Below are 25,377 nucleotides of genomic sequence, written 5' to 3'. Positions count from 1 at the left end.
CACTGCTGTCCGTCTTTCAACCCGCGAGTCCATCCCCATGCCCGAGAACGCCCGCCAGCAGCAGCGCAGCCAGGCCCTCAAGCTGGTGATCCTGGATCGCAACGGCAGCATCAACGAGCACCGCGACGACTTCGTCAAGAGCGACACCGAGTGGACGCCGCTGCCCGGCGCGCTCGAAGCCATCGCGCGGCTCAACCAGGCCGGCTGGCATGTGGTGATCGCCTCCAACCAGTCGGGCCTGGGCCGCGGCCTGTTCGACGTGGCCTCGCTCAACGCCATGCACGCCAAGATGCAGAAGATGCTGGCCACCTTCGGCGGCCGCGTCGACGCCATCTTCTACTGCCCGCACAGTCCCGAGGACGACTGCGACTGCCGCAAACCCAGGCCCGGCCTGTTCACGCAGATCGGCGAGCGCTTCGGCATCGACCTGCGCGGCGTGCCCACGGTGGGCGACAGCCTGCGCGATCTGCAGGCCGGCGCTGCCGCCGGCTGCGAGCCACACCTGCTGCTCACCGGCATGGGCGCGGCCTGCCGGGGCGTGCATCCGCTGCCGCCGGAGTTTCCGCCCGGCACCCAGGTGCACGAGGACCTGGCCGACTTCGTCCGCTTCCTGCTGGCGCGCGAGGCCCATGCGGCGCCCGCGCCTCCGGCCCCGGCCGGCGCGCCCGCGGCGCCGCGCAGCTGATGATCCGTCCGGCATCGACCCTGTCCAACCGCCGCGGCGGCTGGCCCCGTCCCTGATCCGGTCCGACTTGCCGGGCGCGGCGCTTCCTCCTCCCTTCTCCTCCTCCTTCCTCGTTCCGATGGCCTTTCTCCGTTCGACCCTTCACGTGTTGTGGATGGCGGTCACCGTCGTCCCCTACGCCATCGTGCTGCTGCTGGCCTCGCTCTTCGTGCGCGGCGAGCCGCTCTACCGCATCGCCGCCGGCTGGCTGGGCGTGGCCATCGGCGGCGCGCGCTGGATCCTCGGCATCCGGCCCGTGGTCATCGGCATGGAGAACCTGCCGCAGGACAAGGAGGCCGGTGCCGTGCTGCTGGTCAAGCACCAGTCCACCTACGAAACCTTCCTGATGCCCACGCTCATGCCGCATCCGCTGGCCTACGTGTTCAAGAAGGAGCTGCTGTACGTGCCCTTCTTCGGCTGGGCCATGTCGCGGCTGGACATGGTGCACATCGACCGCAAGCAGCGCACGCAGGCCTTCCAGAAGGTGGTGGCGCAGGGCAAGAAGCTGCTGGCCAAGGGCGTGTGGATCATCATGTTCCCCGAAGGCACGCGCATCCCGCGCGGCGAGGTGGGCCAGTACAAGACGGGCGGCACGCGGCTGGCTATCGAGACTGGTGTGCCTGTCGTTCCCATCGCCGTGACCTCCGCCCGCTGCTGGCCGCGCAAGGCCTTCGTCAAGACGCCGGGTACGGTGCATGTGTCCATCGGCCCGGCCATCCCGAGCGCGGGCCGCAAGGCGGACGAACTCATGGTCGAGGTGCAGGCCTGGATCGAGGCCGAGATGCGTCGCCTGGACCCGGAGGCCTACCACTGAAGGCGGCTGGCAAGCAGGGCGCAGGCATGCACCGGCTGTTGCAGCTGACGCTGGACCTGTTCGGCGATTCGCCGGCGCCAGCGCCGGCGGTCGAGCCGCCCCTCCCGCCTGCGAAGGCGCGCGGCGTTGCGCCGACCCCCCAGGGCGTGGCTGCGCCGGCGCAGCCGCTTCGCGCGCCGGACAGCCGCACCCTCGTCTTCACCCATCCGCGCGCCTCGCGCGAGATCGTGCTGGGCGACGTGCGCATCGCCTATGCCTTCGACCGGGGCCATCGCCGCACCATCGGCTTCTCGGTGAGCGGCGAGGGTCTGGCAGTGCGCGCGCCGCGCTGGGCGGCCATCCGCGACGTGGAGGCGGCCCTGCAGGAGAAGGCAGGCTGGATCCTGCGAAAGCTGTCGGAGGCCCGCCAGCGCGAGTCGCAGCGGGAGGCTGGCCGCATCGACTGGCGCGAGGGGGCGCAGTTGCCTTTCCTGGGGCGCATGGTCACCTTGCGCCTGGACTCCACCGACCGCCAGGCCGGCACGGGCGGCCTGCTGGACGTGGGCGACGGCAGCGCCGATGCGCCGCAGGTGCTGCGGCTGGCACTCTCGCCGGACGTGGGCGAGGCCCGCATCCGCGACGCGGCGCAGGCCTGGCTGACGCGGCAGGCGCGACGCGTCTTCACCGAGCGGCTGGCGCACTTCGCGCCGCAGCTGGGCGTGCAGTGGACCAAACTGTCGCTGTCCAACGCCGCCACCCGCTGGGGAAGCGCGAGCGCGGACGGCTCGATCCGCCTCAACTGGCGGCTGATCCACTATCGGCTGCCGATCATCGACTACGTGGTGGTGCACGAACTCGCGCATCTGCGGGTGATGGACCACAGTCCGCGCTTCTGGGACGAGGTGGGGCGCGTGCTGCCGGACTACGCGCAGCGGCGGCAGGTGCTGAAGGACGAGCCGGCGCCGCGCTGGGGGTGAGGCTGGGTTTGAGGCCCGCCTGAACTGGTTCTAGTCCGGGGTCGGTTCGGTTGTGCTCGGATCGGGGTTTGGGCGCCGGGGTGTTGGCGCCAGGGGGCGCGCGCCGGGGCCGGGGCCTGGGGGCCGCGGGCTCATACTTTTTCAGAAATCGCCCGCGGCCCCCAGGCCCCGACCCCGCCGCGCGTGACACCGCGGGGTGCACTAAGAGAGCCGGTGCAAGACGGGCGCTCGACCAGCAAACGTCCTCCTGAGGCTGGCAGGGCGCTCATGCCAGCCGATCAACCATCACGCAGGCCCTGGTGCCGGTGAGGGTGTGGCGGCGCGCCTGTGGGGCGCCGAGGAGCGCAGGACGGACGGGCTGCGGGCCTGCCGAAGGACAGGCCCGCTTCGTGAACTGACTCGCGGCAGTTGTTTGAGCGCAGCGCGAAGCGCGTAGCGAGTTCTGCCGCGGCCCGTCTGCCCGAGCACCGCAGGGAAGTCGGCGCGCAGCGCCGACCGCCCCACTTGAAGCGCCGACACGCCCTCACCGGCGCCAGGGCCGGACCATCGACAACGGCGGAACCTCCCGGCCCTTGCCGAAGCAGCACCTCAAAGTGTCAAAGCCTCAAAGCCCCAGGCACATCCAAGACCCTGAGCAACCACCCATCAGGCGATGGGATACGTCCCCGGCAACAGAATGCTCCGATCCACGTTCTGCAACTGCGTGTGCCCGCAGAAGGCCATCGTGGTGTCCAGCTCCTTGTGGATGATCTGCAGCGCCCGCGACACGCCCGCCTCGCCCATCGCGCCCAGGCCGTAGACCATCGAGCGGCCGATCATCGTGCCGCGGGCACCCAGGGCCCAGGCCTTGAGCACGTCCTGGCCGCTGCGGATGCCGCCGTCCATCCACACCTCCAGCCGGTGGCCCACCGCGTCCACGATGGCAGGCAGGGCCGAGATGCTGCTGGGCGCGCCGTCGAGCTGGCGGCCGCCGTGGTTGCTCACCACGATGGCGTCGGCACCGGCATCGGCGGCCATGCGAGCGTCTTCCTCGACCATGATCCCCTTCAGGATCAGCTTGCCGCCCCATTGCTGCTTGACCCATTCGATGTCGGCCCACGACAGGCGCGGATCGAACTGCTCGTTGGTCCAGGCGGCCAGAGAGCTCATGTCGCTCACGCCCTTCACATGGCCCACCAGGTTGCGGAAGGTGCGACGCTTCGTCTGCGCCATGCCCAGCACCCAGCGCGGCTTCGTCGCCAGGTTGAGGATGTTCTTGAGCGTCGGCCGGGGCGGCGCCGTCAGGCCGTTCTTGAGGTCCTTGTGGCGCTGGCCGATCACCTGCAGGTCGAGCGTGAGCACCAGCGCGCTGCACTTGGCCGCCTTGCAGCGGTCGATCATGCGGGCCATGGCGTCGCGGTCGCGCATCATGTACAGCTGGAACCAGAAGGGTGCCGTCGTGTTCTGCGCGATGTCCTCGATGGAGCAGATGCTCATGGTCGACAGCGTGAACGGAATGCCGAACTTCTCGGCCGCCCGCGCCGCATGGATCTCGCCGTCGGCATGCTGCATGCCCGTCAGGCCCACCGGCGCGATGGCCACCGGCATCTTCGCGGGCACGCCCACCATGGTGGTGGCGGTGCTGCGGTTCTCCAGGTTGACGGCCACGCGCTGGCGCAGCTTGATCTTGTGGAAGTCCTCCTCGTTGGCGCGGTAGGTGCCTTCGGTCCAGGCGCCGGAGTCGGCGTAGTCGTAGAACATGCGCGGCACGCGCTTCTGCGCCAGCACGCGCAGGTCTTCGATGTTGGTGATGACGGTCATGGATGCTTCGGAAGGGCCGGCGCGGCGCGACGGGCGCGCCGGCCTTCGGCCTAGTCAATGGACCACGGTCAGGGTGAAGGGCCAGACATACGCCTGCAGCGTGACGTAAAGGCCCACCAGTGCCGCGAGCGCGATCGAGTGGAAGAAAACGTAACGGAGGATATCGCCTTCGTGATTGAACCAGCGTGTTGCCGTGGAGGCGACGACGATGGACTGCGCGTCGATCATCTTGCCCATCACGCCGCCCGAGCTGTTGGCCGCGCCCATCAGGTTGGCCGACAGGCCCAGTTGCTCGGCCGCCACCTTCTGCATGCCGCCGAAGAGCACGTTCGAGGCGGTGTCCGAACCCGTGAGCGCCACACCGATCCAGCCCATCAGCGTGCCGAAGAAGGGATACAGCACGCCGGTGTTGGCGAAGGCCAGGCCCAGCGTGGTGTCGGTGCCCGAGAAGCGCGTGAGCGTGCCCAGCGCCAGCATCAGCACGATGGTCAGCAGCGAGTAGCGCACCATCCACAGCGTGCGGAAGAAGGTACCCACGATGGCCACCGGGCTGTACTTCATCAGCAGGGCGCTGAGCACGGCCGCCAGCAGGATGCCGCTGCCGGTGGCCGACAGCAGGTTCAGCACGTAGACGGCGGCCTCCTTGTGGGGCGTGGTCACCACGGGCGGCATCTTGTCGATCATGTTGTGCAGGCCCGGCATCGGGAAGCTGGGCGCGAACAGGCCGTTGAGCCAGGTCTTGACCGCCGGCAGGCCCCAGACGAAGACGAACACCGACAGGATGAGCCACGGCATCCAGGCCCGCACCAGCGCGGCGCGGCTGTGCTGGCGCACCGGCTGCGGCGGCTTGGCCTCGGCGGCGCTGGGGTCGTTGCCGCGCATCGAGGGCGAGGTCCAGATGCGCTTGGGCTGCCACACGCGCAGGAAGGCCACCAGGCTCAGCATCGAGACGACGGCCGCGATGATGTCCACCAGCTCCGGCCCGATGAAGTTGGAGACCAGGAACTGCGGCACCGCGAAGCTCACGCCCGTGACCAGGATGGCGGGCCAGATCTCCATCATGGCCTTGCGGCCGGCGAAGGCCCAGATCAGCCAGAAGGGCACCATCAGCGAGAAGAAGGGCAGTTGCCGGCCGATCATGGCCGTCACCTCCATCAGGTCGTAGCCGTGCACCTTGGCCAGCGTGATCACCGGCGTGCCCAGCGCGCCGAAGGCCACCGGCGCCGTGTTGGCGATCAGCGAGAGACCCGAGGCCGCCAGCGGCGAGAAGCCCAGCCCGATCAGGATCGCCGCCGTCACCGCCACCGGCGTGCCGAAGCCGGCCGCGCCCTCGAAGAAGGCGCCGAAGCAGAAGGCGATCAGCAGCAGCTGGATGCGCCGGTCCTCGGTGATGCCCGAGAGCGAATCCTGCAGCACCGCGAAGCTGCCGTTCTGCTCGGTCAGCTGGTGCAGGAAGATGATGTTCAGCACGATCCAGCCGATGGGCAGCAGGCCGGTGAAGGCACCGAAGAGCGCCGCGCGCCCGGCCAGGTCGGCGGGCATGCCGTAGGCGAAGACGGCCACCAGCAGCGCGGCGACGAGGCCCATGCCGGCGGCGATGTGCGCCTTGATGTGGAAGAAGCCCAAGGCGGCCAGCATCACCACCACTGGGATCGCCGCGAGGGCGGTGGAGATGAACATGTTGCCGAACGGGTCGTAGATCTGCTGCCAGGGCATGGCGTGTCTCCTTGCGTGTTGTTGTGGACGGTGCGGGCATGCTGCCTGTCGTGCGGCTGCCACGCAACGGGACGCGACTTTAGGAGCGGGCGGCGGCCGGGGGGCTGAAAACGATGCGCGGCGGGCGTGAATCTTTTTCACGGCCGGCCGGCAAGGAGCGGGACGGGGCTTCGACAAGCTCAGCGCGAACGGTCTGGGGTGCGGCAGGCGTCGGCGAAGCTGCCCCGGCCGGACGGGGGGCGGCGGGCCTCGGCGAAGGTGCCCGCGGACGGCCGGCGCGCAGCGCGCCCTCAGTCCCGCATCGCCTGCCGGATCCAGTCGACGAAGGCGGCGCACTCCCAGCGTTCCAGCGTGCCCGGCTTCCAGCACAGGAAGTAGTCGTGCGGCGAACGCACGCTGCGTCGCGACAGGCGCACCAGCCGGCCGCTGTCCAGCCAGCCCTGTCCAAGCCGGAGGCGCATCAGCGCCACGCCGAAGCCGGCGACGGCGGCGTCCAGCACCAGGCCCAGGTCGTTGAACTGGTTGCCCGAGGCGGGCTCGGGCAGGCCGATGCCGCAGGCGCGGAACCAGGTACGCCAGGGCTCCAGCGGCGAGCGGATCAGGTGGGCGCGGCCGATCTCGGCCTCGGTGTCGAAGTCGCCCTCGAAGGGGCCGGCCTCGCCCAGGTACTCGGGGCTGCACACAGGGCAGACCTCGTCGGAGAGCAGGTGCATCGACTCCCGGTCCGGAAAGGGGCCGACGCCGAAGCGCAGCTCGATGTCGGCCTCCTCGGCCGTCACGTTGTGGATGGGAATTGCCACCTGCAGCATCAGCTCGATGTCGGGGTAGGCATGGCGGAACAGCGCCAGCCGCGGCAACAGCAACTGGCGCGAGAAGGTGGGCGTCACGGCCACGCGCAGCCGCGTGGAGGCGGGCGCTGCCCGGGCCGGGCGCGGTGCGTCCTGCAGCGCCGCCATGGCTTCGCGCACCCGCAGCAGATAGGCCGCGCCCTCGGCCGAAGGCAGGAACTCGCCGCGCGCCGCGAAGAGCTTGAGCCCCAGTTGCGTCTCCAGCTGACGGATGCGGTGGCTCACCGCACTGGGCGTGACCGACAGCTCGGCCGCCGCCTGCGTCACGCTGCGCAGGCGCGCGACGGCCTCGAAGGCCAGGAGGGACTGGATGGGCGGAATGCGGACGGCGGTCATGGGGTGGTCACGGATCGGGCGTGGGCGAGAGGCGGGCCGCGAGATGGTCGATCACGGTGCGGCATTTGGGCGGCAGGTGCCGGTCCGGCGGATACAGCAGCCAGGCCTGGCCGGTGTAGGGGCCGAGGAACTCCCAGTCGCCCAGCACCTGCTGCAGTTCGCCGGCGGCCAGGGCGGCGCGGGCACTGAAATCGGGCAGGCAGGCGATGCCCAGGCCGCGGCGCGCCGCGGCCAGCCGCGCGCCGCTGTGGTTGACGGCATAGCGGCCATGCACCGCCACCTCCGCCTGCTCGTCGCCGCGGCGAAAGCGCCAGTGGTGGTCGCGCGGATGCTCGCCCAGCCACAGGCAGCTGTGGCCGGACAGGTCCTGCGGATGCGCGGGCATGCCGGCCGCTGCCAGGTAGGCGGGCGCGGCGCACAGCAGGTGGCGCACCGGCATCAGCGGCCGGCCGGCCAGGCCTTCGGGGGGCTGGCGGGTGATGCGCACGACCAGGTCGACCTCCTCGCGCACCGGGTCGATGTCGCGGTCGTCGGCGACCAGATGCACCTCCAGGTTGGGCTGCGTGGCCAGCAGCTCCAGCACCAGCGGATGCAGCACCTGATGGGCCAGGGCCTTGGGCGCGCTCAGCCGCACCACGCCGGCCGGCGCCGCCGCGAAGCGCTGGCCGACCTGCAGCGTGGCCTGGGCTGCGGCCGCCAGTTCGGCGCAATGGGCGAAGGCCTCGCGGCCTGCCTCGGTCAGCCGCTGCTGGCGGGTGGTGCGGGCCAGCAGGCGCACGCCCAGGGCCTCCTCCAGCCGCGCCACTTGGCGGCTCACGGCCGAGGGCGTCATGCCCAGCGCGCGGGCGGCGGCCGAGAAGCTGCCGCGCTCCGCCACCTGGGCGAACGCCACCATCTCGGACAGCAGGTGCAGTGGCGCATTGATTCCCATGGGGAAGGGATTTTGTTCCGGCGCAGCGGCTGGTCGTGGGAAAGATGGCGCCCAAGAATCACCGCCATGCCGATCACGTTCTCTTCCCGCCTGCGCGCCCACCGGGTCACCGGTGCCCTGGCCGCACCTGAACTGCTGCTGCTCGCCGTGGCCGCCGTCTGGGGCGCGAGCTATGCCGTCACCAAGCCGGTGCTGGGCCAGATGCCCGTGGCCGCCTTCCTGGCGCTGCGCTTTGCGCTCACCTTCGCGGTACTGGCGCCCGCGTTGCGACCGCTGCGGCGCCCGGGCGGGGCGGCCGGGCTGGCGGTGGGCGGGGTGCTGGGGCTGTTGCTGCTGGCCATCTTCGTCTGCGAGACAGAGGGCCTGCGGCGCACGCCGGCCGGTCAGGCCGCCTTCCTGATCAGCCTGTGCGTGGCTTTCACGCCCTGGGTGGACTGGGCGTTGTCCGGCCACCGGCCGGCGCTGCGGCTCTTTGCGGCCACCGGTTTGTGCGTGGCGGGCACCGCTTTGCTGGCGCTCGATGGCCAGGCGCCGGCGGGCCATGCCACGGGCGCGGCGCTGATGCTGGCGGCCGCGCTGCTGCGTGCCTGCATGGTGTGCCTGACGCGGCGCCTGGCCTCGTGCCATGCGCTGCCGGCGCTGTCGCTCACGGCCGTGCAGTGCGGCGTGGTGGCGCTGGGGGCCTCGGTGCTGGCGCTGCGGCCGGGGTCAGGCGGCTGGGTGCCGCCGCCCGCGTCCGTGGCTTTCTGGGCCGCGATGGCCTTCCTGGTGCTGGGCTGCACCGTGTTCGCCTTCTTCGCGCAGAACCATGCGGTGCAGCGCATGCCGCCCAGCCGGGCTGCGCTGCTGATGGGCAGCGAGCCGCTGTTCGGCGCGCTGATCGCCGTCGCCCTGCTGGGCGAGCGGCTGGATGCGGCGGGCTGGCTCGGCGGCCTGCTCATCGCCGGTGCCGCGGCGTGGGCCGGGTTGCCGCGCCGTGAGCGGCCTCAGCGCCCCCAGGCGCAGCCGCCGTCCACCACCAGCGTGGAGCCGACCACGTAGTCGCCCGCGCGCGAGGCCAGGTAGATGGCGGCGCCGGCCATGTCCTCCGGTGTGCCCACACGGCGCAGCGGCACGCGGTCGGCCACCTCCTCGGCGTGGTCGCGGGCCTCCTTGTTCATGCTGGAGGCGAAGGGGCCCGGCGCGATGGCGCTGACCACGATGCGCTGCGGTGCCAGGTGCAGCGCCATGCGCTTGGTCAGGTGGATCAGGCCGGCCTTGCTGGCGGCGTACGAATACGTTTCCCAGGGGTTGACCGAGATGCCGTCGATGGAGGCGATGTGGATCACCTTCGCCAGGTGGTCGGTGGCCGCCTTCTTGAGCATGGGCGTCAGCGCCTGCGTCAGGAAGAAGGGCGACTTCATGTTGAGGTCCACCACCTTGTCCCAGCCGCTCTCGGGAAACTCTTCATAGGGCGCGCCCCACGCCGCGCCGGCGTTGTTGACCAGAATGTCGAGCGAGTCCTCGTGCTTGGCATAGGCGGCGACCAGCGCCTGTACGCCTTCCATCGTCGACACGTCCGCCGGCAGCGAGACGCAGTGGCCCAGCGCCGACAGCTCCTTCGCCGTCTGGTCGCACGCGTCGGCCTTGCGGGCCGAGATGTAGACCCGGGCGCCCTGCGCCAGGTAGCCCTCGGCGATCATGCGGCCGATGCCGCGCGAGCCGCCGGTGACGAGGGCCGTGCGGCCCTTGAGCGAGAAGAGGTTCGAGGTGTCCATGGTGCGTGTCTGTCTCCTTCGGTGCGGCAGCTTAAGAGCGCCTGCCGCGCGGGGCCGTCGCCAAGGCGCCAAACGCAACGGGATGCATCGAAGCGGATTTCCGACATGAGGGGAATCCCGGAGCGCGGTATGGTTGCGGCCTTCACAAGAACAACGCCTGCCTCTGCCTATGCTCGACCGACGCTCCTTCGTCTCTTCCGGCGCCGCCGCCTTCGCCCTGGGTCTTCTGGGCCGGCCTGCCTCCGCACAGAACGCCAAGGCCCTGCAGCTGAGCCAGCCGCGGCCCTTCTCGTGGGACGGCCTCGTGGCCGACGCCCAGGCCCTGGCCGGCCGGCCCTATGCACAGGAGAACCGCCTGCCGAAGGACGTGCTGGAGCGCATCGACTACGACGCCCACGGCAAGATTCGCTTCGACACCGACTACGCGCTGTTCAAGGACGGGCCCGGCGCCTTCCCGGTCACCTTCTTCCACCTGGGCCGCTTCTTCCAGGTGCCGGTGCACATGCATGTGCTGGAGAACGCGGGCGGCGATGTCTTCTCGCGCGAGATCGTCTACGACAGCGCCTACTTCGACATGCCCGCCGACAGCCCGGCCAAGCAGTTGCCCGACGGCGCAGGTTTTGCCGGCTTCCGCTTCCAGGAAAGCCGCCTGGGCGACCAGGCCAAGCTGGACTGGCGCAAGAACGACTGGGTGGCCTTCCTGGGCGCTTCGTACTTCCGCGCCATCGGCGAGCTCTACCAGTACGGCCTCTCGGCCCGCGGTATCGCGCTGGATGTGGCCCTGGCCGACCGGCCGGAGGAATTCCCCAACTTCACCCGCTTCTGGTTCGAGCCGCCCAAGGACGACACCACGGTCGTGGTCTATGCGCTGCTGGAAGGCCCGAGCGTCACCGGCGCCTTCCGCTTCGTCATGCAGCGCAAGGCGGCGGTCATCATGGACATCGAGCAGCGCCTCTTCCTGCGCCGCGATGTGGGCCGCCTGGGCCTGGTGCCGCTGACCTCGATGTACTGGTACTCCGAGACGCTGGGCGCCCGCGGCATCGACTGGCGGCCCGAGGTGCACGACTCCGACGGCCTGGCGCTGTGGACGGGCGGTGGCGAGCGCATCTGGCGCCCGCTCAACAACCCGGCCGTCACGCGCGCCTCGCAGTTCAACGACCGCGCGCCCAAGGGCTTCGGCCTGCTGCAGCGCGACCGCGCCTTCGACCATTACCAGGACGGCGTGATGTACGACAAGCGTCCGAGCCTGTGGGTGGAGCCGCTCGGCGATTGGGGCGATGGCTCGGTGCAATTGATCGAGATCCCGACCGACGACGAGATCCACGACAACATCGTCGCCTTCTGGGTGCCGGCCGCGCCCGCCACCAAGGGCAGCAGCTACAGCCTGCGCTACCGCCTGTACTGGCAGGCCGATGAGCCCTTCCCCGGCCCGCTGGCACGCTGCGTGGCCACGCGCATCGGACGCGGCGGCCAGCCGGGTCAGCCGCGTCCGCAGGGCGTGCGCAAGTTCATGGTGGAGTTCGTGGGCGGCACGCTCAAGGACATTCCCTTCGGCGTCAAGCCCGAGGCGGTGCTCACGGCGTCGAGCGGCAGCTTCTCGTACGTCTTCACCGAGGCCGTGCCCAACGGCGTGCCGGGCCACTGGCGTGCGCAGTTCGACTTCACGCCCGCGCCCGGCAACAACGAGCCGGTGGACATGCGCCTGTACCTGCGCAACGGCGGCGTCACGCTGACGGAGACCTGGCTGTACCAGCTGCAGCCGGGTTGAGCGGGCGGCGAGGTCGCCGGGCCAGGCGCGGCGACGCGCTTCAGGCGTTGCGGTCGAAGTACGTTGCCGGCGTGCGGCCCAGTTGCCGCTTGAACAGCGCGATGAAGGCACTGACGCTGTCGTAGCCCAGGTCCAGCGCCACCTGCGTGACAGGCCTGCCCTCGGCCAGCCATTCCAGCGAGCGCAGCACACGTGCACGCTGCACCCAGGCAGTGAAGCTCAGGCTGGTCTCGGCGACGAAGCGGCGGCTGAGGCTGCGGTCCGACAGTCCGGCCCAGGCCGCCCAGTCCACCAGGGAACGGCGTTCGCCGGGCGCGGCCAGCAGGGCGCGGGCGATGCGCAGCAGCCTTGCATCGCGCGGCATCGGCAGGCCCAGTGGCTGCAGTGTCAGGCCCCGGATCTCGTCCACGATCACCACGGCCAAGCGGTCCTGCGCGGCATCGGGTCCGGCGCTCGTGCGTCCGGCGCAGCGCAGTGCAGCTTCCCACAGCAGCGGTGTGACGGACAGCGTGCACGGAACGGCCGGCAGCCCATCGCAGGCCGGACTCGCCACGTACAGCGACCAGCCGGTGAAGGCGCCATGCATGCGGGCGGCATGTTGCTCGCGCGGCGGTATCCACACGGCATGGCGCGCCGGCACCACCCAGTTGCCGGCGTCGGTGCCCACGCTGAGCACGCCTCGGCCGCAGCCGATCAACTGGCCGCGTACATGGCGATGCGGGGCGGTGTCATGGTCCGCTTCGGTCCCGGCGCGGCCCACCACCAGGGGGCCGCCGTCGTCGTCGTGCAGGTCGAGCCAGGGGCCGTGGTGGAGCATGGCGTGATCGCGCTATCGAATGGCGCGGCGAGCTTAGCACCGGCGTTTGGCGCGCCCTAGCATGGGCCGCATGACTTCACACAACCCTTCTCAGGCCGGCGCGCCGCACGGCACCGAGGCCATCGACCTCGACCGGCTCTATGCTCCGCCCGCCGAATCCATCCTCAAGGGCGTGCTGCCGGAGCTGACCGACTTCCATGCCGACTACCTGCGCGCGGCCACGTTCTTCTGCCTGGCCACGGGCAGCAGCGGCGGCCTGGACGCTTCGCCGCGCGGCGGGCCACCGGGCTTCGTACAGGTACTCGACGCGCGGACCGTCGCCTTCGCCGACTGGCCCGGCAACAACCGGCTGGCCTCGTTGCGCAACCTGGAGGAAGACGCGCGGGTGGCCCTGCTCTTCCTTTTTCCGGGCCTGGAGGTGTTCCTGCGCATCAACGGCCGGGCGCGCCTGTCCCGCGCGTCGGAGTTGCTGGCGCGCCTCGCGGAAAGCGGCAAGACACCGAAGCTCGGGGTCGTGGTCGACATCGACGAGACGCTGTTCCACTGCGGCAAGGCGATCAACCGGGCCCGGCTGTGGGCGCCCGAGTCGCAGCTGGACCGCGCGGTGCTGCCGTCCATCGGCCGCATGAAGGCGGCGGTGATGGGGCTGGACGAGGGGCAGGTGGCGCAGGTGGACGCGCACTACACGCACGCTGTGCGCCACGACCTGTACTGACCCGCGGCCCCGTCCCGTGCTGCAAGCAGTCTTTGTGGTCCTCGCGGTGGGTCAGCGAGAGGCCCAGGCGGCCGTCGCGGCGGCGAGCGCCGGCGCGCCCGGCCGCTGCGCGGGGTGGGGCTGCATGCAGCGTTCGGCCAGGGCTGCCGCGTCGTCCGGCGCGGGGCCTTCGGCAAGCGCGCACAGCTCCGACAGCAGCACGCCGAAGGCGCGCACGTCCATGTGACGCAGGGCCTCGCTCAGCGCGCCTTCCGGCGCGAAGGCGGCGGCGCCGAAGTCGCCGAGCAGCGCGGTCGCTTCACCGGCCGGCGCATCGGGGCGCCACAGCAGGTTGTGGGCATACAGGTCGCCGTGCACCAGGCCGCGCGCATGCAGGTGGGCCAACGCCGAGGCCACGTCGGCCGCGATGCGCAGGGCCACATCGACAGTCAGCTGAAGATCGGCCGGATACACGTCGCGCGTGCAGCTGTCGAAGCTGGGCGGGCCGGCCAGCGTGCGGTAGTGCGGGGCGATGCGCGCCATCACCAGGCCCTGCGTAGCCTCGGGATGGCCCTGCAGCCGCCCCAGCACCGGAATGAGCCGGGGATGCGTACCCGCCGCCAGGCTGGCCGCCATCTCGGTCAGTGGCCAACCGTCGCTGGTGACCTCGCCCTTGAAGAGCTTGATCGCCACTGGCCGTGCCGCCGCGCCTTCGCCCAGCATGCCGGCATGGATGCGGCCCGAGGCGCCTTCGCCGAGCAGTTCGCCCATGTGCAGCGCCGACCAGTCGATGGCGTCCGAGGCCAGGCCATGGCGTGCCGCGTCCTCGACCGCTGCGTTGAAGGCGTTGCCGCCCACGGCCAGCCACGACAGGGCCGGCAGCTCGGCCAGCCAGCCCGGCAGCGCACCGAAGCGATTGGCCGCAAGGCGCAGCAGTTCCAGCGCCTGGCACTGTCGCAGGTCGGGCAGGGCCGCGAGCCGGTTGCCGGCCAGCATCAGCTTCTGCAGCCGCGGGCGCCGGCCCAGTTCGGCAGGCAGTTCGGCGAGGTCGTTGTCGGTCAGGATCAACCAGCGCAACCGCGTGGGCAACGCCTCGGCGGGCACATGGGCGATGCGGTTGCCCTTGAAGCCCACCATCTCCAGCTGCGGGCAGGTGCCCAGCGCGGTGGGCAGTTCAGTGAAGCGGTTGGATGAGGCGAAGAGGACGCGCAGCCGGTGCAGCCGGTGCAGGTCGTCGGGCAGCGTGTTCAGGCAGTTGCCGGACAGGTCCAGCACCTCCAGCGTGTCGGCCAGATCGAAGACCTCGCGCGGGAAGGTGTCGAGGTCGGCCGCGATGCGCAGCCGACTCGCGCCAGTCAGTTCGCCGGCGCGCAGCCGTCGCAGGTCGTCGGTCATCGTGGCAGTTTAGGCGGGAGGGGGTGGCTCCCTCTCCCGCGAGGGGAGGGGGCCTCATCCGTGCCGCGCCTCAGGTCGGGCGCGAGGGTTTCGTTCGGGCCGCGCCTCAGGCCAGACGGAAGCGGTAGATGCCGTCCTCGCCTCGCTCGCGCCGCAACTGGCCTGCGAACCAGAGGCAGTGCAGGTGGGCGATGGTCTCGCCCAGGGCGAAGGTCATCTGGTGCAGGTCCAGCTCGCGCTTGAACAGGATGGGCAGGGCCTCGGCCGCCGTGTGCGGCTTCTGCGCGCAGGCAGCCTGCAGTTCGGCCAGACGGTCGCGGTGGTGCTCCTGCAGCTGCTCCACGCGGCGGTGGATGCCGCGGAAGGGCTTGCCGTGGGCCGGCAGCCCCAGAGTCTCGGCAGGCAGGGCGTTGAAGCGTTCGATGCTGTCGAGGAAGAGTCGCAGCGAATTGGCCTCGGGCTCGCCCGCATGCACGCTCACGTTGGTGGAGATGCGCGGCAGCATCATGTCGCCTCCCAGCAGAACGCCGGCGTGGCGGCCGGTCTCGTCCTGCCATTGCAGCGATTCGCAGAACAGCGAGATGTGCTCGGGCGCGTGGCCGTAGCCGGCGATGCAGCGCCAGTTATGGTCGCCGATGCGGATGACGTCGCCGTCCATCATGCGCACGAAGCGGTCCGGCACGGCGGGCACCATGTTGCTGTAGTAGCTCGTGCGCGCCCGCAGCTTGGCCAGCGCCTCGGGGTCGTTCATGCCATGAGACGCGAAGAAGGCCGCGGCGGCCTCGCCGCCGGCCAGCGTGTCGCCGGCGGTGCTGAGCACGCGGGCCACGTGATAGTCGGTGGAGCTGATCCACAGCGGCGCGTCCCAGCGCTCGCACAACCAGTGCGCGAGGCCGATGTGGTCCGGGTGCATGTGGGTGACGATCACGCGCAGGATCGGCAGGCCTTGCAGTTCGGTCTCGAACACCTGTTCCCACTGCTGGCGCGCCTCGTCGCGGGCGATGCAGCAGTCCACCACGCTCCAGCCCTCGCGGCCGTCGATGCAGTCGCGCAGCAGCCAGAGGTTGATGTGGTCCAGCGCGAAGGGCAGGCGCATGCGGATCCAGCGCACGCCGGGCGCGACCTCGATGGTCTTGCCGGGCTCGGGCAGGGCGTCGCCCAGGGGGTAGTGGAGTTCGCGTTCGAGGAGGTTCATGCGGCATTGCCGGTGGCGGCCGGCTCGGCTAGTATTGACGTTTACGTCAACGTAAGAGTTGCGCTCATTGTAGGCAGCGCCTTCAGATGGCGCTGTCACCGGTGCGCGACCCTTCGCCGGGCGCGGCGATCCCTCTGGCATGTCCAACACCACCTACACCATCGGCGAACTGGCCAAGGAATTCGACCTCACGACGCGGGCCATCCGCTTCTACGAGGACATGGGTCTGCTCACGCCGGAGCGCCAGGGCCGCAACCGCGTCTACACCGCGCGCGACCGGGCGCGGCTGCTGCTCACGCTGCGCGCCAAGCGGCTCGGCCTGAGCCTGACCGAGGCGCGCGACGTGCTCGACATGTACGACAGCCCGCGCGACACCGTGCCCCAGCTCGAGGCCTTTCTGCGCGTGCTGGGCGCCCACCGCGAGCGGCTGGAGGCCCAGATGGCCGAGTTGCAGGCCAACCTGGCCGAGGTGCGCGCGCAGGAGACTGCCAGCCGCTCGGCGCTGGCCCGCGCCCGCAAGGCCGCCACCAAGGCCACCGCGTAGGACGGCACGCCGCCCGCTGACACAATGCCCGCCATGACCGACCCGATCCAAGAACTGTTCGCCCACAACCGCGCCTGGTCTGCCCAGATGGAGCGCGACCGCCCCGGCTTCTTCACCAGCCTGGTCAAGCAGCAGACGCCCAAGTTCATGTGGATCGGCTGCTCCGACAGCCGCGTGCCCGCGAACCAGATCACCGGCCTGGAGCCGGGCGAGGTGTTCGTGCACCGCAACGTGGCCAACGTGGTGGTCCATTCCGACCTCAATGCGCTGTCCACCATCCAGTTCGCGGTCGACCTGCTCAAGGTGGAGCACATCATGGTGGTCGGCCACTACGGCTGCGCCGGCGTCAAGGCGGCGATGAACGGCACCCGCGTGGGCCTGGCCGACAACTGGATCCGCCACATCCAGGACGTGCGCGATCGACACCATGTCATGCTGGAGAGCCTGCCCGAGGCCGTGCGCGACGATGCGCTATGCGAGCTGAACGTGGCCGAACAGGTGGTCAACGTGGCGGTGAGCACCGTCATGGTCGACGCCTGGAGCCGCGGCCAGAAGGTCACCATCCACGGCTGGGCCTTCGGTGTGCACGACGGCCTGCTGCAGGACCTGGGCATCAGCGTCGACGGCGGCAAGCCGCTCGACGGCATCTACAAGGCGGCGGTTCAGCGAATCCGTGCCAAGTGGAGTGCGCCCGCCGCCGCCACGCCGCAGCCGCGCGCACAGGCGGTCATCCAGGGCCAGTGAGGCCGGGCGCAGGGGCAGGAAGGGCGCGGCCGTCATGTTTCCCCAGCGCCTGGATTCGCCGCTCGCCTATGGCATCGCCAAGGCGCTGATCGACGGCTTCAACCGGCATTACCGGCTGTTCCGCGCCGAGTCGGCCCGCGCCAAGCACCGCTTCGAGACCGCCGACTGGGCCGGCCAGCAGCGCGCGCAGCGCGAGCGCATCGAGTTCTACGCCCTGCGCGTCGCCGAGGCCGTCGCCCGGCTCGAAAAGGAGTTCAGCGCGGGCACCCAGCCCATGGATGTGTGGCAGCAGGTCAAGCTGCACTACATCGGCCTGCTGGTGGACCATCACCAGCCCGAGCTGGCCGAGAGCTTCTTCAACTCGGTCACCATCAAGATCCTGCACCGGGCCTACTTCCAGAACGACTTCATCTTCGTGCGGCCGGCCATCAGCACCGAGTACATCGAGCCGCAGGGCGCGCCCACCTACCGCGCCTACTACCCGCGGGATGGTTCGCTGGCTGGCAGCGTGATGCAGTTGGTGAACGGGTTCGGCCTGATCGTGCCCTTCGCCGATCTGGCGGGCGACGCGCAGCAGGTGGCGCAGGCCGTGCTGGGCGCGCTGGGGCCGGTGCGGCTACGGGCCAACTTCCAGCTGCAGGTGCTGTCGGGGCTGTTCTTCCGCAACAAGGGCGCCTACGTGGTGGGCCGCGTGCAGAACGGCTTCACCGAGCTGCCCTTCGCCCTGCCCATCCTGCATGACGCGAACGGGCGCCTGGTGATCGACGCGGCCCTGTTCGGCGAGGACGAGCTGCAGATGCTGTTCTCCTTCGCGCGGGCCTACTTCATGGTCGACATGGAAGTGCCCAGCGCCTGGGTGCGCTTCCTGCGCGCGCTCATGCCGCACAAGCCGCGGGCCGAGCTCTACAGCGCCCTGGGCCTGGCCAAGCAGGGCAAGACGCTGTTCTACCGCGACTTCCTCTCGCACCTGAACTACAGCAGCGACCGATTCCGCCTGGCGCCGGGCATTCCGGGCATGGTGATGCTGGTGTTCGACCTGCCGTCCTTTCCGTACGTCTTCAAGGTCATCAAGGACTTCTACCCGCCGCCCAAGGACACCACGCGCGAGCAGGTCAAGCGCAAGTACCAGCTGGTCAAGCAGCATGACCGCGTGGGGCGCATGGCCGACACGCTCGAGTACAGCGGGGTCGGCTTCCCGCTCGACCGCTTCGAGCCCGCACTGGTGGATGAGCTGCAACGCTTCGCGCCGAGCCAGGTCGAGATCGGCGACCGCGACGGCAACGGCGAGATGGAGCTCGTCATCAAGCATGTCTACATCGAGCGGCGCATGATCCCGTTGAACATCCTGCTGGCCGAATGCCTGGAGCAGATCGCGCAGCCCGAGTCGCCGGCCGCGGCCGAGCGGGCGCAGCAGCAGCTGACGCAGGCCGTGGTGGAGTACGGCCATGCCATCAAGGACATGGTGGCCGCCAACATCTTCCCCGGCGACATGCTGTGGAAGAACTTCGGCCTCACGCGCGGCGGCAAGGTGGTGTTCTACGACTACGACGAGATCGAATACCTCACCGACTGCCAGTTCCGCCGCGTGCCGCCGCCTCGCTGCGAGGAGGACGAGCTGAGCGGCGAGCCCTGGTACAGCGTGGGCCCGCGCGACGTGTTCCCCGAGACCTTCGAGCCCTTCCTGCTGGCCAACGACCATGTGCGCGCCGCCTTCATGGCGCACCACGCCGACCTGCTCGACGCCGCCTTCTGGCAGCGCCACAAGGAACGCATCCTGGCCGGCCACATGCTGGACGTGTTTCCCTACGACGAGCGGCGGCGCTTCAGTCGTGCCCAGCGCGGCGAGAGCGTCGGTGCGAGCGATGCCGACGACGCCGCCGAGATGCCCGCCGCTGCTGCTGCCGGTCCGGCCCCGGTACCGAACGCCCGGGCTGCCGCCGCAACGCCCTGATCCTTTCCACCCACTTGCACAAGGAGACCCCCGCCATGTCCGACTCCATCGTCATCCTCGGCGCCGCCCGCACGCCCATGGGTGCCTTCCAGGGCGATTTCGCCTCGCTCGCCGCGCACGACCTGGGCGGTGTTGCCATCAAGGCGGCCGTCGAACGCGCCGGCATCGCACCCGATGCCGTGGGCGAGGTGCTGTTCGGCAACTGCCTGATGGCCGGCCAGGGCCAGGCGCCGGCCCGCCAGGCGGCCTACAAGGGCGGCCTGCCCGACAGCGCAGGTGCCGTCACGCTCAGCAAGATGTGCGGCTCGGCCATGAAGGCCGCCATGCTGGCGCACGACCTGCTGCTGGCCGGCACCCACGAGGTGATGGTGGCCGGCGGCATGGAGAGCATGACCAATGCGCCCTACCTGATGCTCAAGGGCCGCGGCGGCTACCGCATGGGCCATGACCGCATCTTCGACCACATGATGCTCGACGGCCTCGAGGACGCCTACCAGCCCGGCCGCAGCATGGGCACCTTCGGCGAGGACTGCGCCGCCAAGTACCACTTCACCCGCGAGCAGCAGGACGCCTTCGCCATCGCCAGCGTGCAGCGCGCCCAGCATGCGAGCCGCGACGGCCTGTTCCAGGCCGAGATCGCGCCCGTCACCGTCAGGGGCCGCGCCGGCGAGACCGTGATCGCGCTGGACGAAGGCCCGGGAAAGGTCAAGCTCGACAAGATCCCCACGCTCAAGCCCGCCTTCAAGAAGGATGGCGGCACCATCACCGCCGCCTCCAGTTCCTCGATCAACGACGGCGCTGCGGCGCTGGTGATGAGCACCGAGTCGCATGCGAAGAAGATCGGCGCCAGGCCCATCGCCCGCCTGGTGGCCCATGCCACGCATGCGCAGCAGCCCGAGTGGTTCTCCACCGCACCGGTGGGGGCCGTGCAGAAGCTCTTCGCCAAGACCGGCTGGACGGTCAAGGACGTGGACCTGTGGGAGGTCAACGAGGCCTTCGCCGTGGTGCCCATGGCGCTGATGCACGAGCTGGGCGTGTCGCACGACATCGTCAACGTCCACGGCGGCGCCTGCGCGCTGGGCCACCCCATCGGCGCCAGCGGCGCGCGCATCATGGTCACGCTGATCCACGCGCTGCAGCAGCGCGGCAGGAAGCGCGGCGTGGCGACGCTGTGCATCGGCGGCGGCGAAGGCACCGCGGTCGCCATTGAACTGCTATGACACCCCCCAAGCCGCTTCGCGGCTCCAGGCGGCCGCCAGAGGCGGCTGCTCTTCGGGCACGTCCAAGCTGCGCAGGCAGGCTCGGAGCCGCGGCCCTCAGCCCCTCTCTTGCGCCTTCGGCTTGGAGGGGGGCGCACCCGGAGGCCTGGCAAAGCCAGTTCCTCGGGTGCCTTGACATGGCCTGCTCCGCGGCCCCTCGATGTGCGCGGATGCAGGATGACCCACTCGTTCCTTTTCTTTTATCGACTCCCTGTGACTTCGTCTTCCTTCAAGCTCCGTCCCCTGCTCGCCGGCCTGATGGCTGCCTCCTTCCTCGCCGCCGCGCCGGCCCATGCCCGTGACGAGGCGCTGCTCCAGGCCGCAACGGCCGAGCAGCCGGCGGTGGTCAAGACGCTGGAGCAGCTCGTCAACATCGAGACCGGCACCGGCAATGCCGACGGCATGGCGGCGGCCGGTGCCTACCTGGAAGAGCGCCTCAAGGCCCTGGGCTTCACGGTGACGCGCAGCGCGGCGGCCGGCCCGGTGGTGGGTGACAACATCGTCGGCACGCTCAAGGGCAAGGGCGGCAAGCGACTGCTGCTGATCTCGCACATGGATACCGTGTATCCCAAGGGCACGCTGGCCAAATCGCCGTTCAAGATCGAAGGCGACAAGGCCTATGGTCCCGGCATCGCCGACGACAAGGGCGGCAACGCCGTCATCCTGCATGCGCTGCAGTTGCTCAAGGCGCGTGGCTTTCAGGACTTCGGCAGCATCACGGTGCTGTTCAACACCGACGAGGAGAAGGGCTCCTTCGGCTCGCGCGACCTGATCCAGCAGGAGGCGGCCAAGGCCGACTATGTGCTGTCCTTCGAGCCCTCGTCGGCCATCAAGGAAGGCTTCACACTGGGCACCTCGGGCATTGCCTACGTGCAGGTCAACATCAAGGGCAAGGCCTCGCATGCAGGCGCCGCGCCCGAGTTGGGTGTCAACGCGCTGGTCGAGGCGTCCGATCTGGTGCTTCGCACCATGGACATCGACGACAAGGCCCGCGGCCTGCGATTCAACTGGACCATCGCCAAGGCCGGCGCCGTGTCCAACATCATTCCCGACAGCGCTACGCTCAATGCCGACGTGCGCTACGCCCGCAACGAGGACTTCGAGGCGGCCATGAAGGAGCTGGAGGCCCGCGCGCAGAAGAAGAAGCTGCCCAACGCCGACGTGCAGGTGCTGGTCACCCGCGGCCGGCCGGCCTTCAACGCCGGCGAGGCGGGCAAGGTGCTGATCGACAAGGCCGTGGGCTACTACACCGAGGCCGGCGGCAACCTGGTCATCGAAGAACGCTCCGGCGGCGGTACCGATGCGGCCTACGCCGCGCTGGCCGGCAAACCGGTGATCGAGAGCCTGGGCCTGCCCGGCTTCAACTACCACAGCGACAAGGCCGAGTATGTGCAGATCGACGCGATCCCGCGCCGCCTGTACATGGCGACCCGACTCATCATGGACCTTGGCGCAGGCCGCTGAAGCGCACGCCACCATGATCCAGAACGCCGAACAACTCCGCGCGCTCTATGCCGCCCCCGGCGAGCGCGCGCTGCGCAAGCAACTCGACCACCTTGACGTGCACGGCCGGCGCTTCGTGGCCTTGTCGCCCTTCTGCGTGGTGGCGAGCGGCGGCGTGCATGGCGCGCTGCTCGATGCCTCGCCGCGCGGCGGTGCGCCCGGTTTCGTCAAGGCCAGCGAGGACGGCCGCACGCTGCTGCTGCCCGATTCCGGCGGCAACAACCGGCTCGACACCTTCGAGAACCTGCTGGCCGATCCGCGCATCGCGCTGATCTTCCTGGTGCCCGGCGTGGACGAGACGCTGCGCGTCAACGGCCGTGCCCGGCTTCGCGACGAGCCGGCGTTCACCGGCCAGTTCGAGGGCGAGCGCCAGAGACCCAGGCTGGTGGTCGAGGTGCAGGTGCACGAGGCCTACCTGCACTGCCCGAAGGCCTTCATGCGCTCGCAGCTGTGGGATGCGACCACCTGGGGACCGCGCTCGGCCCTGCCCACGCTCAACCAGATGATCCACGACCAGATCGGCACGGCTGCCCCGGCGGAGTCGCAGGACCAGATGCTGGCCCGCTACCGCACGCAGCTCGACGAGGAAGGGCGCCCCGGCACCTGATCTTCCGCGGGCTCACGACCGCACACGACAACGACAGGAGACTCGACCCATGCTGCTCACCCCCGACCAGGAAGCCATCCGCGACGCCGTGCGCGAGTTCGCCCAGGCCGAGCTGTGGCCCCACGCGGCGCAGTGGGACCGCGACCACCATTTCCCCAAGGATGTTCACCAGGGCCTGGCGCAACTGGGCGCCTATGGCATCTGCGTGCCGGAGGAACACGGCGGCGCCGGCCTGGACTACCTCACGCTCGCGCTGGTGCTGGAAGAGATCGCCGCCGGTGACGGCGGCACCAGCACCGCCATCAGCGTCACCAACTGCCCGGTCAACGCCATCCTGATGCGCTACGGCAGTGCGCAGCAGAAGAAGCAATGGCTGGAGCCGCTGGCGCAGGGCCGCATGCTGGGTGCCTTCTGCCTGACCGAGCCGCAGGCCGGCAGCGATGCCAGCAGCCTGCGCACCACGGCCAGGAAAGACGCCGACGGCTGGGTGATCGACGGCACCAAGCAGTTCATCACGAGCGGCAAGAACGGCCAGGTGGCCATCGTCATCGCCATGACCGACAAGGCCGCCGGCAAGAAGGGCATGAGCGCCTTCCTCGTGCCCACCGATGCGCCGGGCTATACCGTGGCACGCCTGGAGGACAAACTGGGCCAGCACAGCAGCGACACCGCGCTGATCCAGTTCGACGGCTGCCGCATCCCGGCCGAGAACCTCATCGGCGCCGAAGGCGAGGGCTACAAAATCGCCCTGGGCGCGCTGGAAGGCGGGCGCATCGGCATCGCGGCGCAGAGCGTGGGCATGGCCCGCAGCGCCTTCGACTTCGCGCTGCAGTACGCCAAGGACCGCACGGCCTTCGGCGGCCCCATCTTCGACCAGCAGGCCGTGGGCTTTCGCCTGGCCGACTGCGCCACGCAACTGGAGGCCGCGCGCCAGCTCATCTGGCATGCGGCCAGCCTGCGCGATGCCGGCCAGCCCTGCCTCAAGGAGGCCGCCATGGCCAAGCTCTTCGCCAGCGAAATGGCCGAGCGCGTGTGCAGCGCCGCCATCCAGACGCTGGGTGGCTACGGCTACGTGAAGGACTTTCCGCTGGAGCGCATCTACCGCGACGTGCGCGTGTGCCAGATCTACGAAGGCACCTCGGACATCCAGAAGCTGCTGATCCAGCGCGCGCTGGCCTGAGCCGTCACGGGCCGCTGCTATCCTGCCCGGATGACGGGCGACAGGCTTCAACGGCTTCGGCGATGGTGGGGCGATGCGCCCCATGCCGATGCGCGCGTGGACCTCACGCTGGCGCGGGCCTACATCCTCGACACCCGCGACACGCCCTTCGTGGCGGCGCTCACGGCGGCCGTCTTCTGGATCACCTTCGCCGTGCTCACGCGGCAGGCGGGCGTGTTCGTCTGGGCCGCGATGGTCCACGGCATGCAGTGGCACATGTACCGCCACCTGCACGGCGTGGATCCGGCCACCTTCCGCCCCGAGGACGCCGCCCGCTGGCGCCGCCGGCTGGAGTGGCGCATGCTGCTGCCGGGCCTGGTCTGGGCGGCGGCGCCCTGGCTGTTCTTTCCGCGCGGCGACCTGGCGCTTATCCTGCTGCAGTACTTCTTCATCAGTGGCGTGGCCAGCGTCTCGATCGCTGCGCTGGCGCAGTGGTGGCTGGCCACGCTGTGCTTCGGCGTGCCGCTGTACCTCAGCATCGCCGTGCGGCTGATGACGGCCGGTGAGGGCGGCCCGGCCGTGCTGATGGGCGTGCTGGCGCTGTCGCAGCTGCTGGCCACGCTGCACTACGCCCGCAAGCAGAACCTGCTGATCGTCGGCGCCATCGAGTCGGGCCTCGAGAACGCACGCCTCGCCGAGGCGCTGCAGACCGAGCTCGACCGCGTGGCCCAGCTGGCGGCGCAGCGCGCGCGCATCTTTGCCGCGGCCAACCACGACCTGCGCCAGCCCATGCATGCCCTGGCCGTCTTCATCGATGCGCTGGAAGGCGGCCGTCCCGCCGCACCGGCCGCCGTGCGCCATATGCAGGGCAGCATCGAGGCCCTGCGCGGCTCGGTCGATGCGCTGCTCGACATCGCGCAACTGGACCGCGGTGCTGTGGCCGTGCAGCTGGCGCCGGTGGACCTGGGCGAATTGTTCGACGCCCTTCATGGACGCTTCGCGACGGCGGCAGCGGCCAAGGGGCTGCGGCTGCGGGCGCGCCCCACCGCCGCCCGCGTGAATGCGGATGCGCAGATGCTCTCCCGCCTGCTCGCCAACCTGGTGGACAACGCGCTCAAGTACACCGCTCAGGGCAGCGTGCTGATGGCGGCGCGTGCGTCCACGCAGGACGGCGAGGCAGGTTGGCGCATCGAGGTGCGCGACAGTGGCATCGGCATTGCGCCGGAGCACCGCGAGCAGGTCTTCGAGGAGTTCTTCCAGGTCGACAACCCGGGCCGCGACCGTTCGCGCGGGCTGGGCCTGGGCCTGGCGCTGGTGGCCAGCATGGCCCGCACGCTGGGCAGCCGCATCGCACTGCGCAGCGCGCCGGGGCAGGGCAGCACCTTCTCGCTCTGGCTCGCGGCCGCGCCGCCGCTACCCGAGGCGCCGGCCGCCGAAGCGCTGCCGCCCTGTACACCGGCACGCATCCTGGTGCTGGACGACGAGGCGCCCGTGCGCGAGGGCATGCGTGCGCTGCTGGGCGGCTGGGGCCACGACGTGGTGGTCGCCGCCTCACCCGGCGAGGCGTTGGCGCTGCCCGGTCGCTTCGACCTGCTGCTGAGCGATCTTCGCCTGGGCGAGGGCCTGTCGGGCCTGGCCGCGGCACGCACGCTCCATGGCCTGGGCAAGGTGCGCGAGGTGGTCGTGGTGACCGGCGAGACCGCGCAGGCCGACCGGGCCCAGGTCGAGGCGGCCGGCTTCCAGCTGCTGTACAAGCCCGTGTCGTCGGCTGCGCTGCGGGCCGCCATCGTGCGCGCCGTCGGCCCCTGCCTGGAAGCCGGTGGTGCCGCCGCTGCCGGCCCTGTCTTTTCCTGATGCCT

At 70.2% G+C, this 25,377-nt stretch carries 22 protein-coding genes; 14 read left to right on the top strand and 8 right to left on the bottom strand.

Annotated elements, in window-relative coordinates; genetic code table 11:
• Nucleotides 1-37: 37 nt before the first annotated feature.
• The 3 genes from gmhB to KBC94_RS22200 all read left to right on the top strand — a co-directional run bounded on the left by gmhB (nucleotide 38) and on the right by KBC94_RS22200 (nucleotide 2,494).
• Entirely contained in the window at nucleotides 38-685 is a 648-nt protein-coding gene (gene gmhB / locus KBC94_RS22210) for a D-glycero-beta-D-manno-heptose 1,7-bisphosphate 7-phosphatase (RefSeq protein WP_294375282.1), read from the top strand.
• 118 nt (nucleotides 686-803) lie between these two features.
• Nucleotides 804-1,538 (top strand): 1-acyl-sn-glycerol-3-phosphate acyltransferase, encoded by a 735-nt coding sequence (locus KBC94_RS22205; RefSeq protein WP_294375280.1) that lies wholly within the window; start codon nucleotides 804-806, stop codon nucleotides 1,536-1,538.
• A 26-nt stretch (nucleotides 1,539-1,564) separates the two neighbouring features.
• Complete coding sequence (locus KBC94_RS22200) at nucleotides 1,565-2,494, top strand: SprT family zinc-dependent metalloprotease (RefSeq protein ID WP_294375278.1); 930 nt, start codon at nucleotides 1,565-1,567, stop codon at nucleotides 2,492-2,494.
• Nucleotides 2,495-3,139: 645 nt separating this feature from the next.
• Here KBC94_RS22200 and KBC94_RS22195 read toward each other — a convergent pair.
• The 4 genes from KBC94_RS22195 to KBC94_RS22180 all read right to left on the bottom strand — a co-directional run bounded on the left by KBC94_RS22195 (nucleotide 3,140) and on the right by KBC94_RS22180 (nucleotide 8,125).
• Nucleotides 3,140-4,294 carry an alpha-hydroxy acid oxidase gene (locus KBC94_RS22195; RefSeq protein WP_294375271.1) on the bottom strand — a complete coding sequence of 385 codons (1,155 nt, stop codon included), beginning with the start codon at nucleotides 4,292-4,294 and terminating at the stop codon, nucleotides 3,140-3,142.
• A gap of 54 nt (nucleotides 4,295-4,348) precedes the next feature.
• A complete protein-coding gene (locus KBC94_RS22190) occupies nucleotides 4,349-6,010 on the bottom strand; it encodes an L-lactate permease (RefSeq protein ID WP_017760114.1) in 1,662 nt (553 codons plus the stop codon).
• Nucleotides 6,011-6,300: 290 nt separating this feature from the next.
• Nucleotides 6,301-7,194, bottom strand: coding sequence for a LysR substrate-binding domain-containing protein (locus KBC94_RS22185; RefSeq protein WP_114804658.1), 894 nt, complete (start codon nucleotides 7,192-7,194; stop codon nucleotides 6,301-6,303).
• A gap of 7 nt (nucleotides 7,195-7,201) precedes the next feature.
• Nucleotides 7,202-8,125 carry a LysR family transcriptional regulator gene (locus KBC94_RS22180; protein ID WP_294375259.1) on the bottom strand — a complete coding sequence of 308 codons (924 nt, stop codon included), beginning with the start codon at nucleotides 8,123-8,125 and terminating at the stop codon, nucleotides 7,202-7,204.
• A 66-nt stretch (nucleotides 8,126-8,191) separates the two neighbouring features.
• Here KBC94_RS22180 and KBC94_RS22175 point away from each other — a divergent pair, with 66 nt between their 5' ends.
• Entirely contained in the window at nucleotides 8,192-9,166 is a 975-nt protein-coding gene (locus KBC94_RS22175; RefSeq protein WP_294375256.1) for a DMT family transporter, read from the top strand.
• On the opposite strand, the gene KBC94_RS22170 is transcribed toward KBC94_RS22175, so the two are convergent.
• A complete protein-coding gene (locus tag KBC94_RS22170) occupies nucleotides 9,112-9,882 on the bottom strand; it encodes an SDR family oxidoreductase (protein ID WP_294375254.1) in 771 nt (256 codons plus the stop codon). The genes KBC94_RS22175 and KBC94_RS22170 overlap by 55 nt on opposite strands.
• Nucleotides 9,883-10,051: 169 nt before the next feature.
• On the opposite strand from KBC94_RS22170, the gene KBC94_RS22165 reads away from it, so the two are divergent.
• The gene (locus KBC94_RS22165) at nucleotides 10,052-11,650 is read left to right on the top strand and encodes a glucan biosynthesis protein (protein ID WP_294375251.1); all 1,599 of its coding nucleotides are present in this window, start codon (nucleotides 10,052-10,054) and stop codon (nucleotides 11,648-11,650) included.
• Nucleotides 11,651-11,690: 40 nt separating this feature from the next.
• On the opposite strand, the gene KBC94_RS22160 is transcribed toward KBC94_RS22165, so the two are convergent.
• Nucleotides 11,691-12,467 (bottom strand): helix-turn-helix transcriptional regulator, encoded by a 777-nt coding sequence (locus tag KBC94_RS22160; RefSeq protein ID WP_294375249.1) that lies wholly within the window; start codon nucleotides 12,465-12,467, stop codon nucleotides 11,691-11,693.
• 70 nt (nucleotides 12,468-12,537) lie between these two features.
• Here KBC94_RS22160 and KBC94_RS22155 point away from each other — a divergent pair, with 70 nt between their 5' ends.
• Complete coding sequence (locus KBC94_RS22155) at nucleotides 12,538-13,182, top strand: MSMEG_1061 family FMN-dependent PPOX-type flavoprotein (RefSeq protein ID WP_294375246.1); 645 nt, start codon at nucleotides 12,538-12,540, stop codon at nucleotides 13,180-13,182.
• 51 nt (nucleotides 13,183-13,233) lie between these two features.
• Here KBC94_RS22155 and KBC94_RS22150 read toward each other — a convergent pair whose 3' ends face one another.
• Both KBC94_RS22150 and KBC94_RS22145 read right to left on the bottom strand, forming a co-directional pair.
• Nucleotides 13,234-14,556 carry a leucine-rich repeat-containing protein kinase family protein gene (locus tag KBC94_RS22150; RefSeq protein WP_294375244.1) on the bottom strand — a complete coding sequence of 441 codons (1,323 nt, stop codon included), beginning with the start codon at nucleotides 14,554-14,556 and terminating at the stop codon, nucleotides 13,234-13,236.
• Nucleotides 14,557-14,662: 106 nt separating this feature from the next.
• Complete coding sequence (locus tag KBC94_RS22145) at nucleotides 14,663-15,751, bottom strand: MBL fold metallo-hydrolase (RefSeq protein ID WP_294375241.1); 1,089 nt, start codon at nucleotides 15,749-15,751, stop codon at nucleotides 14,663-14,665.
• A 139-nt stretch (nucleotides 15,752-15,890) separates the two neighbouring features.
• Here KBC94_RS22145 and KBC94_RS22140 point away from each other — a divergent pair, with 139 nt between their 5' ends.
• The 8 genes from KBC94_RS22140 (at nucleotide 15,891) to KBC94_RS22105 (ending at nucleotide 25,372) form a co-directional block, all read left to right on the top strand.
• On the top strand, nucleotides 15,891-16,295 hold the full coding sequence (locus KBC94_RS22140; protein ID WP_294375239.1) for a MerR family DNA-binding transcriptional regulator: 405 nt from the start codon (nucleotides 15,891-15,893) through the stop codon (nucleotides 16,293-16,295).
• Nucleotides 16,296-16,328: 33 nt separating this feature from the next.
• Complete coding sequence (can, locus tag KBC94_RS22135) at nucleotides 16,329-17,039, top strand: carbonate dehydratase (protein WP_294375238.1); 711 nt, start codon at nucleotides 16,329-16,331, stop codon at nucleotides 17,037-17,039.
• A gap of 34 nt (nucleotides 17,040-17,073) precedes the next feature.
• Nucleotides 17,074-18,990 (top strand): bifunctional isocitrate dehydrogenase kinase/phosphatase, encoded by a 1,917-nt coding sequence (gene aceK / locus KBC94_RS22130; RefSeq protein WP_294375236.1) that lies wholly within the window; start codon nucleotides 17,074-17,076, stop codon nucleotides 18,988-18,990.
• A gap of 35 nt (nucleotides 18,991-19,025) precedes the next feature.
• Nucleotides 19,026-20,210, top strand: coding sequence for an acetyl-CoA C-acyltransferase (locus tag KBC94_RS22125; protein WP_294375233.1), 1,185 nt, complete (start codon nucleotides 19,026-19,028; stop codon nucleotides 20,208-20,210).
• Between the two features lie 252 nt (nucleotides 20,211-20,462).
• Nucleotides 20,463-21,713 (top strand): glutamate carboxypeptidase, encoded by a 1,251-nt coding sequence (locus tag KBC94_RS22120; RefSeq protein WP_294375230.1) that lies wholly within the window; start codon nucleotides 20,463-20,465, stop codon nucleotides 21,711-21,713.
• A 13-nt stretch (nucleotides 21,714-21,726) separates the two neighbouring features.
• A complete protein-coding gene (locus tag KBC94_RS22115; RefSeq protein WP_294375228.1) occupies nucleotides 21,727-22,359 on the top strand; it encodes a pyridoxamine 5'-phosphate oxidase family protein in 633 nt (210 codons plus the stop codon).
• Between the two features lie 49 nt (nucleotides 22,360-22,408).
• Complete coding sequence (locus tag KBC94_RS22110; protein WP_294375225.1) at nucleotides 22,409-23,539, top strand: acyl-CoA dehydrogenase family protein; 1,131 nt, start codon at nucleotides 22,409-22,411, stop codon at nucleotides 23,537-23,539.
• 30 nt (nucleotides 23,540-23,569) lie between these two features.
• Nucleotides 23,570-25,372: a hybrid sensor histidine kinase/response regulator gene (locus KBC94_RS22105; RefSeq protein ID WP_294375222.1), complete on the top strand. Its 1,803-nt coding sequence runs from the start codon at nucleotides 23,570-23,572 to the stop codon at nucleotides 25,370-25,372.
• Nucleotides 25,373-25,377: the final 5 nt, after the last annotated feature.

Source organism: Pseudacidovorax sp. (assembly GCF_017991995.1).
Taxonomy (GTDB): Bacteria; Pseudomonadota; Gammaproteobacteria; order Burkholderiales; family Burkholderiaceae_C; genus Xenophilus.
This window is presented reverse-complemented; position numbering and strand designations above follow the sequence as displayed.

Coding starts and splice junctions, on each gene's coding strand:
- gmhB (WP_294375282.1), top strand. CDS start 38: ATGCCCGAGAACGCCCGCCAGCAGCAGCGCAGCCAGGCCCTCAAGCTG.
- KBC94_RS22205 (WP_294375280.1), top strand. CDS start 804: ATGGCCTTTCTCCGTTCGACCCTTCACGTGTTGTGGATGGCGGTCACC.
- KBC94_RS22200 (WP_294375278.1), top strand. CDS start 1,565: ATGCACCGGCTGTTGCAGCTGACGCTGGACCTGTTCGGCGATTCGCCG.
- KBC94_RS22195 (WP_294375271.1), bottom strand. CDS start 4,294: ATGACCGTCATCACCAACATCGAAGACCTGCGCGTGCTGGCGCAGAAG.
- KBC94_RS22190 (WP_017760114.1), bottom strand. CDS start 6,010: ATGCCCTGGCAGCAGATCTACGACCCGTTCGGCAACATGTTCATCTCC.
- KBC94_RS22185 (WP_114804658.1), bottom strand. CDS start 7,194: ATGACCGCCGTCCGCATTCCGCCCATCCAGTCCCTCCTGGCCTTCGAG.
- KBC94_RS22180 (WP_294375259.1), bottom strand. CDS start 8,125: ATGGGAATCAATGCGCCACTGCACCTGCTGTCCGAGATGGTGGCGTTC.
- KBC94_RS22175 (WP_294375256.1), top strand. CDS start 8,192: ATGCCGATCACGTTCTCTTCCCGCCTGCGCGCCCACCGGGTCACCGGT.
- KBC94_RS22170 (WP_294375254.1), bottom strand. CDS start 9,882: ATGGACACCTCGAACCTCTTCTCGCTCAAGGGCCGCACGGCCCTCGTC.
- KBC94_RS22165 (WP_294375251.1), top strand. CDS start 10,052: ATGCTCGACCGACGCTCCTTCGTCTCTTCCGGCGCCGCCGCCTTCGCC.
- KBC94_RS22160 (WP_294375249.1), bottom strand. CDS start 12,467: ATGCTCCACCACGGCCCCTGGCTCGACCTGCACGACGACGACGGCGGC.
- KBC94_RS22155 (WP_294375246.1), top strand. CDS start 12,538: ATGACTTCACACAACCCTTCTCAGGCCGGCGCGCCGCACGGCACCGAG.
- KBC94_RS22150 (WP_294375244.1), bottom strand. CDS start 14,556: ATGACCGACGACCTGCGACGGCTGCGCGCCGGCGAACTGACTGGCGCG.
- KBC94_RS22145 (WP_294375241.1), bottom strand. CDS start 15,751: ATGAACCTCCTCGAACGCGAACTCCACTACCCCCTGGGCGACGCCCTG.
- KBC94_RS22140 (WP_294375239.1), top strand. CDS start 15,891: ATGTCCAACACCACCTACACCATCGGCGAACTGGCCAAGGAATTCGAC.
- can (WP_294375238.1), top strand. CDS start 16,329: ATGACCGACCCGATCCAAGAACTGTTCGCCCACAACCGCGCCTGGTCT.
- aceK (WP_294375236.1), top strand. CDS start 17,074: ATGTTTCCCCAGCGCCTGGATTCGCCGCTCGCCTATGGCATCGCCAAG.
- KBC94_RS22125 (WP_294375233.1), top strand. CDS start 19,026: ATGTCCGACTCCATCGTCATCCTCGGCGCCGCCCGCACGCCCATGGGT.
- KBC94_RS22115 (WP_294375228.1), top strand. CDS start 21,727: ATGATCCAGAACGCCGAACAACTCCGCGCGCTCTATGCCGCCCCCGGC.
- KBC94_RS22110 (WP_294375225.1), top strand. CDS start 22,409: ATGCTGCTCACCCCCGACCAGGAAGCCATCCGCGACGCCGTGCGCGAG.
- KBC94_RS22105 (WP_294375222.1), top strand. CDS start 23,570: ATGACGGGCGACAGGCTTCAACGGCTTCGGCGATGGTGGGGCGATGCG.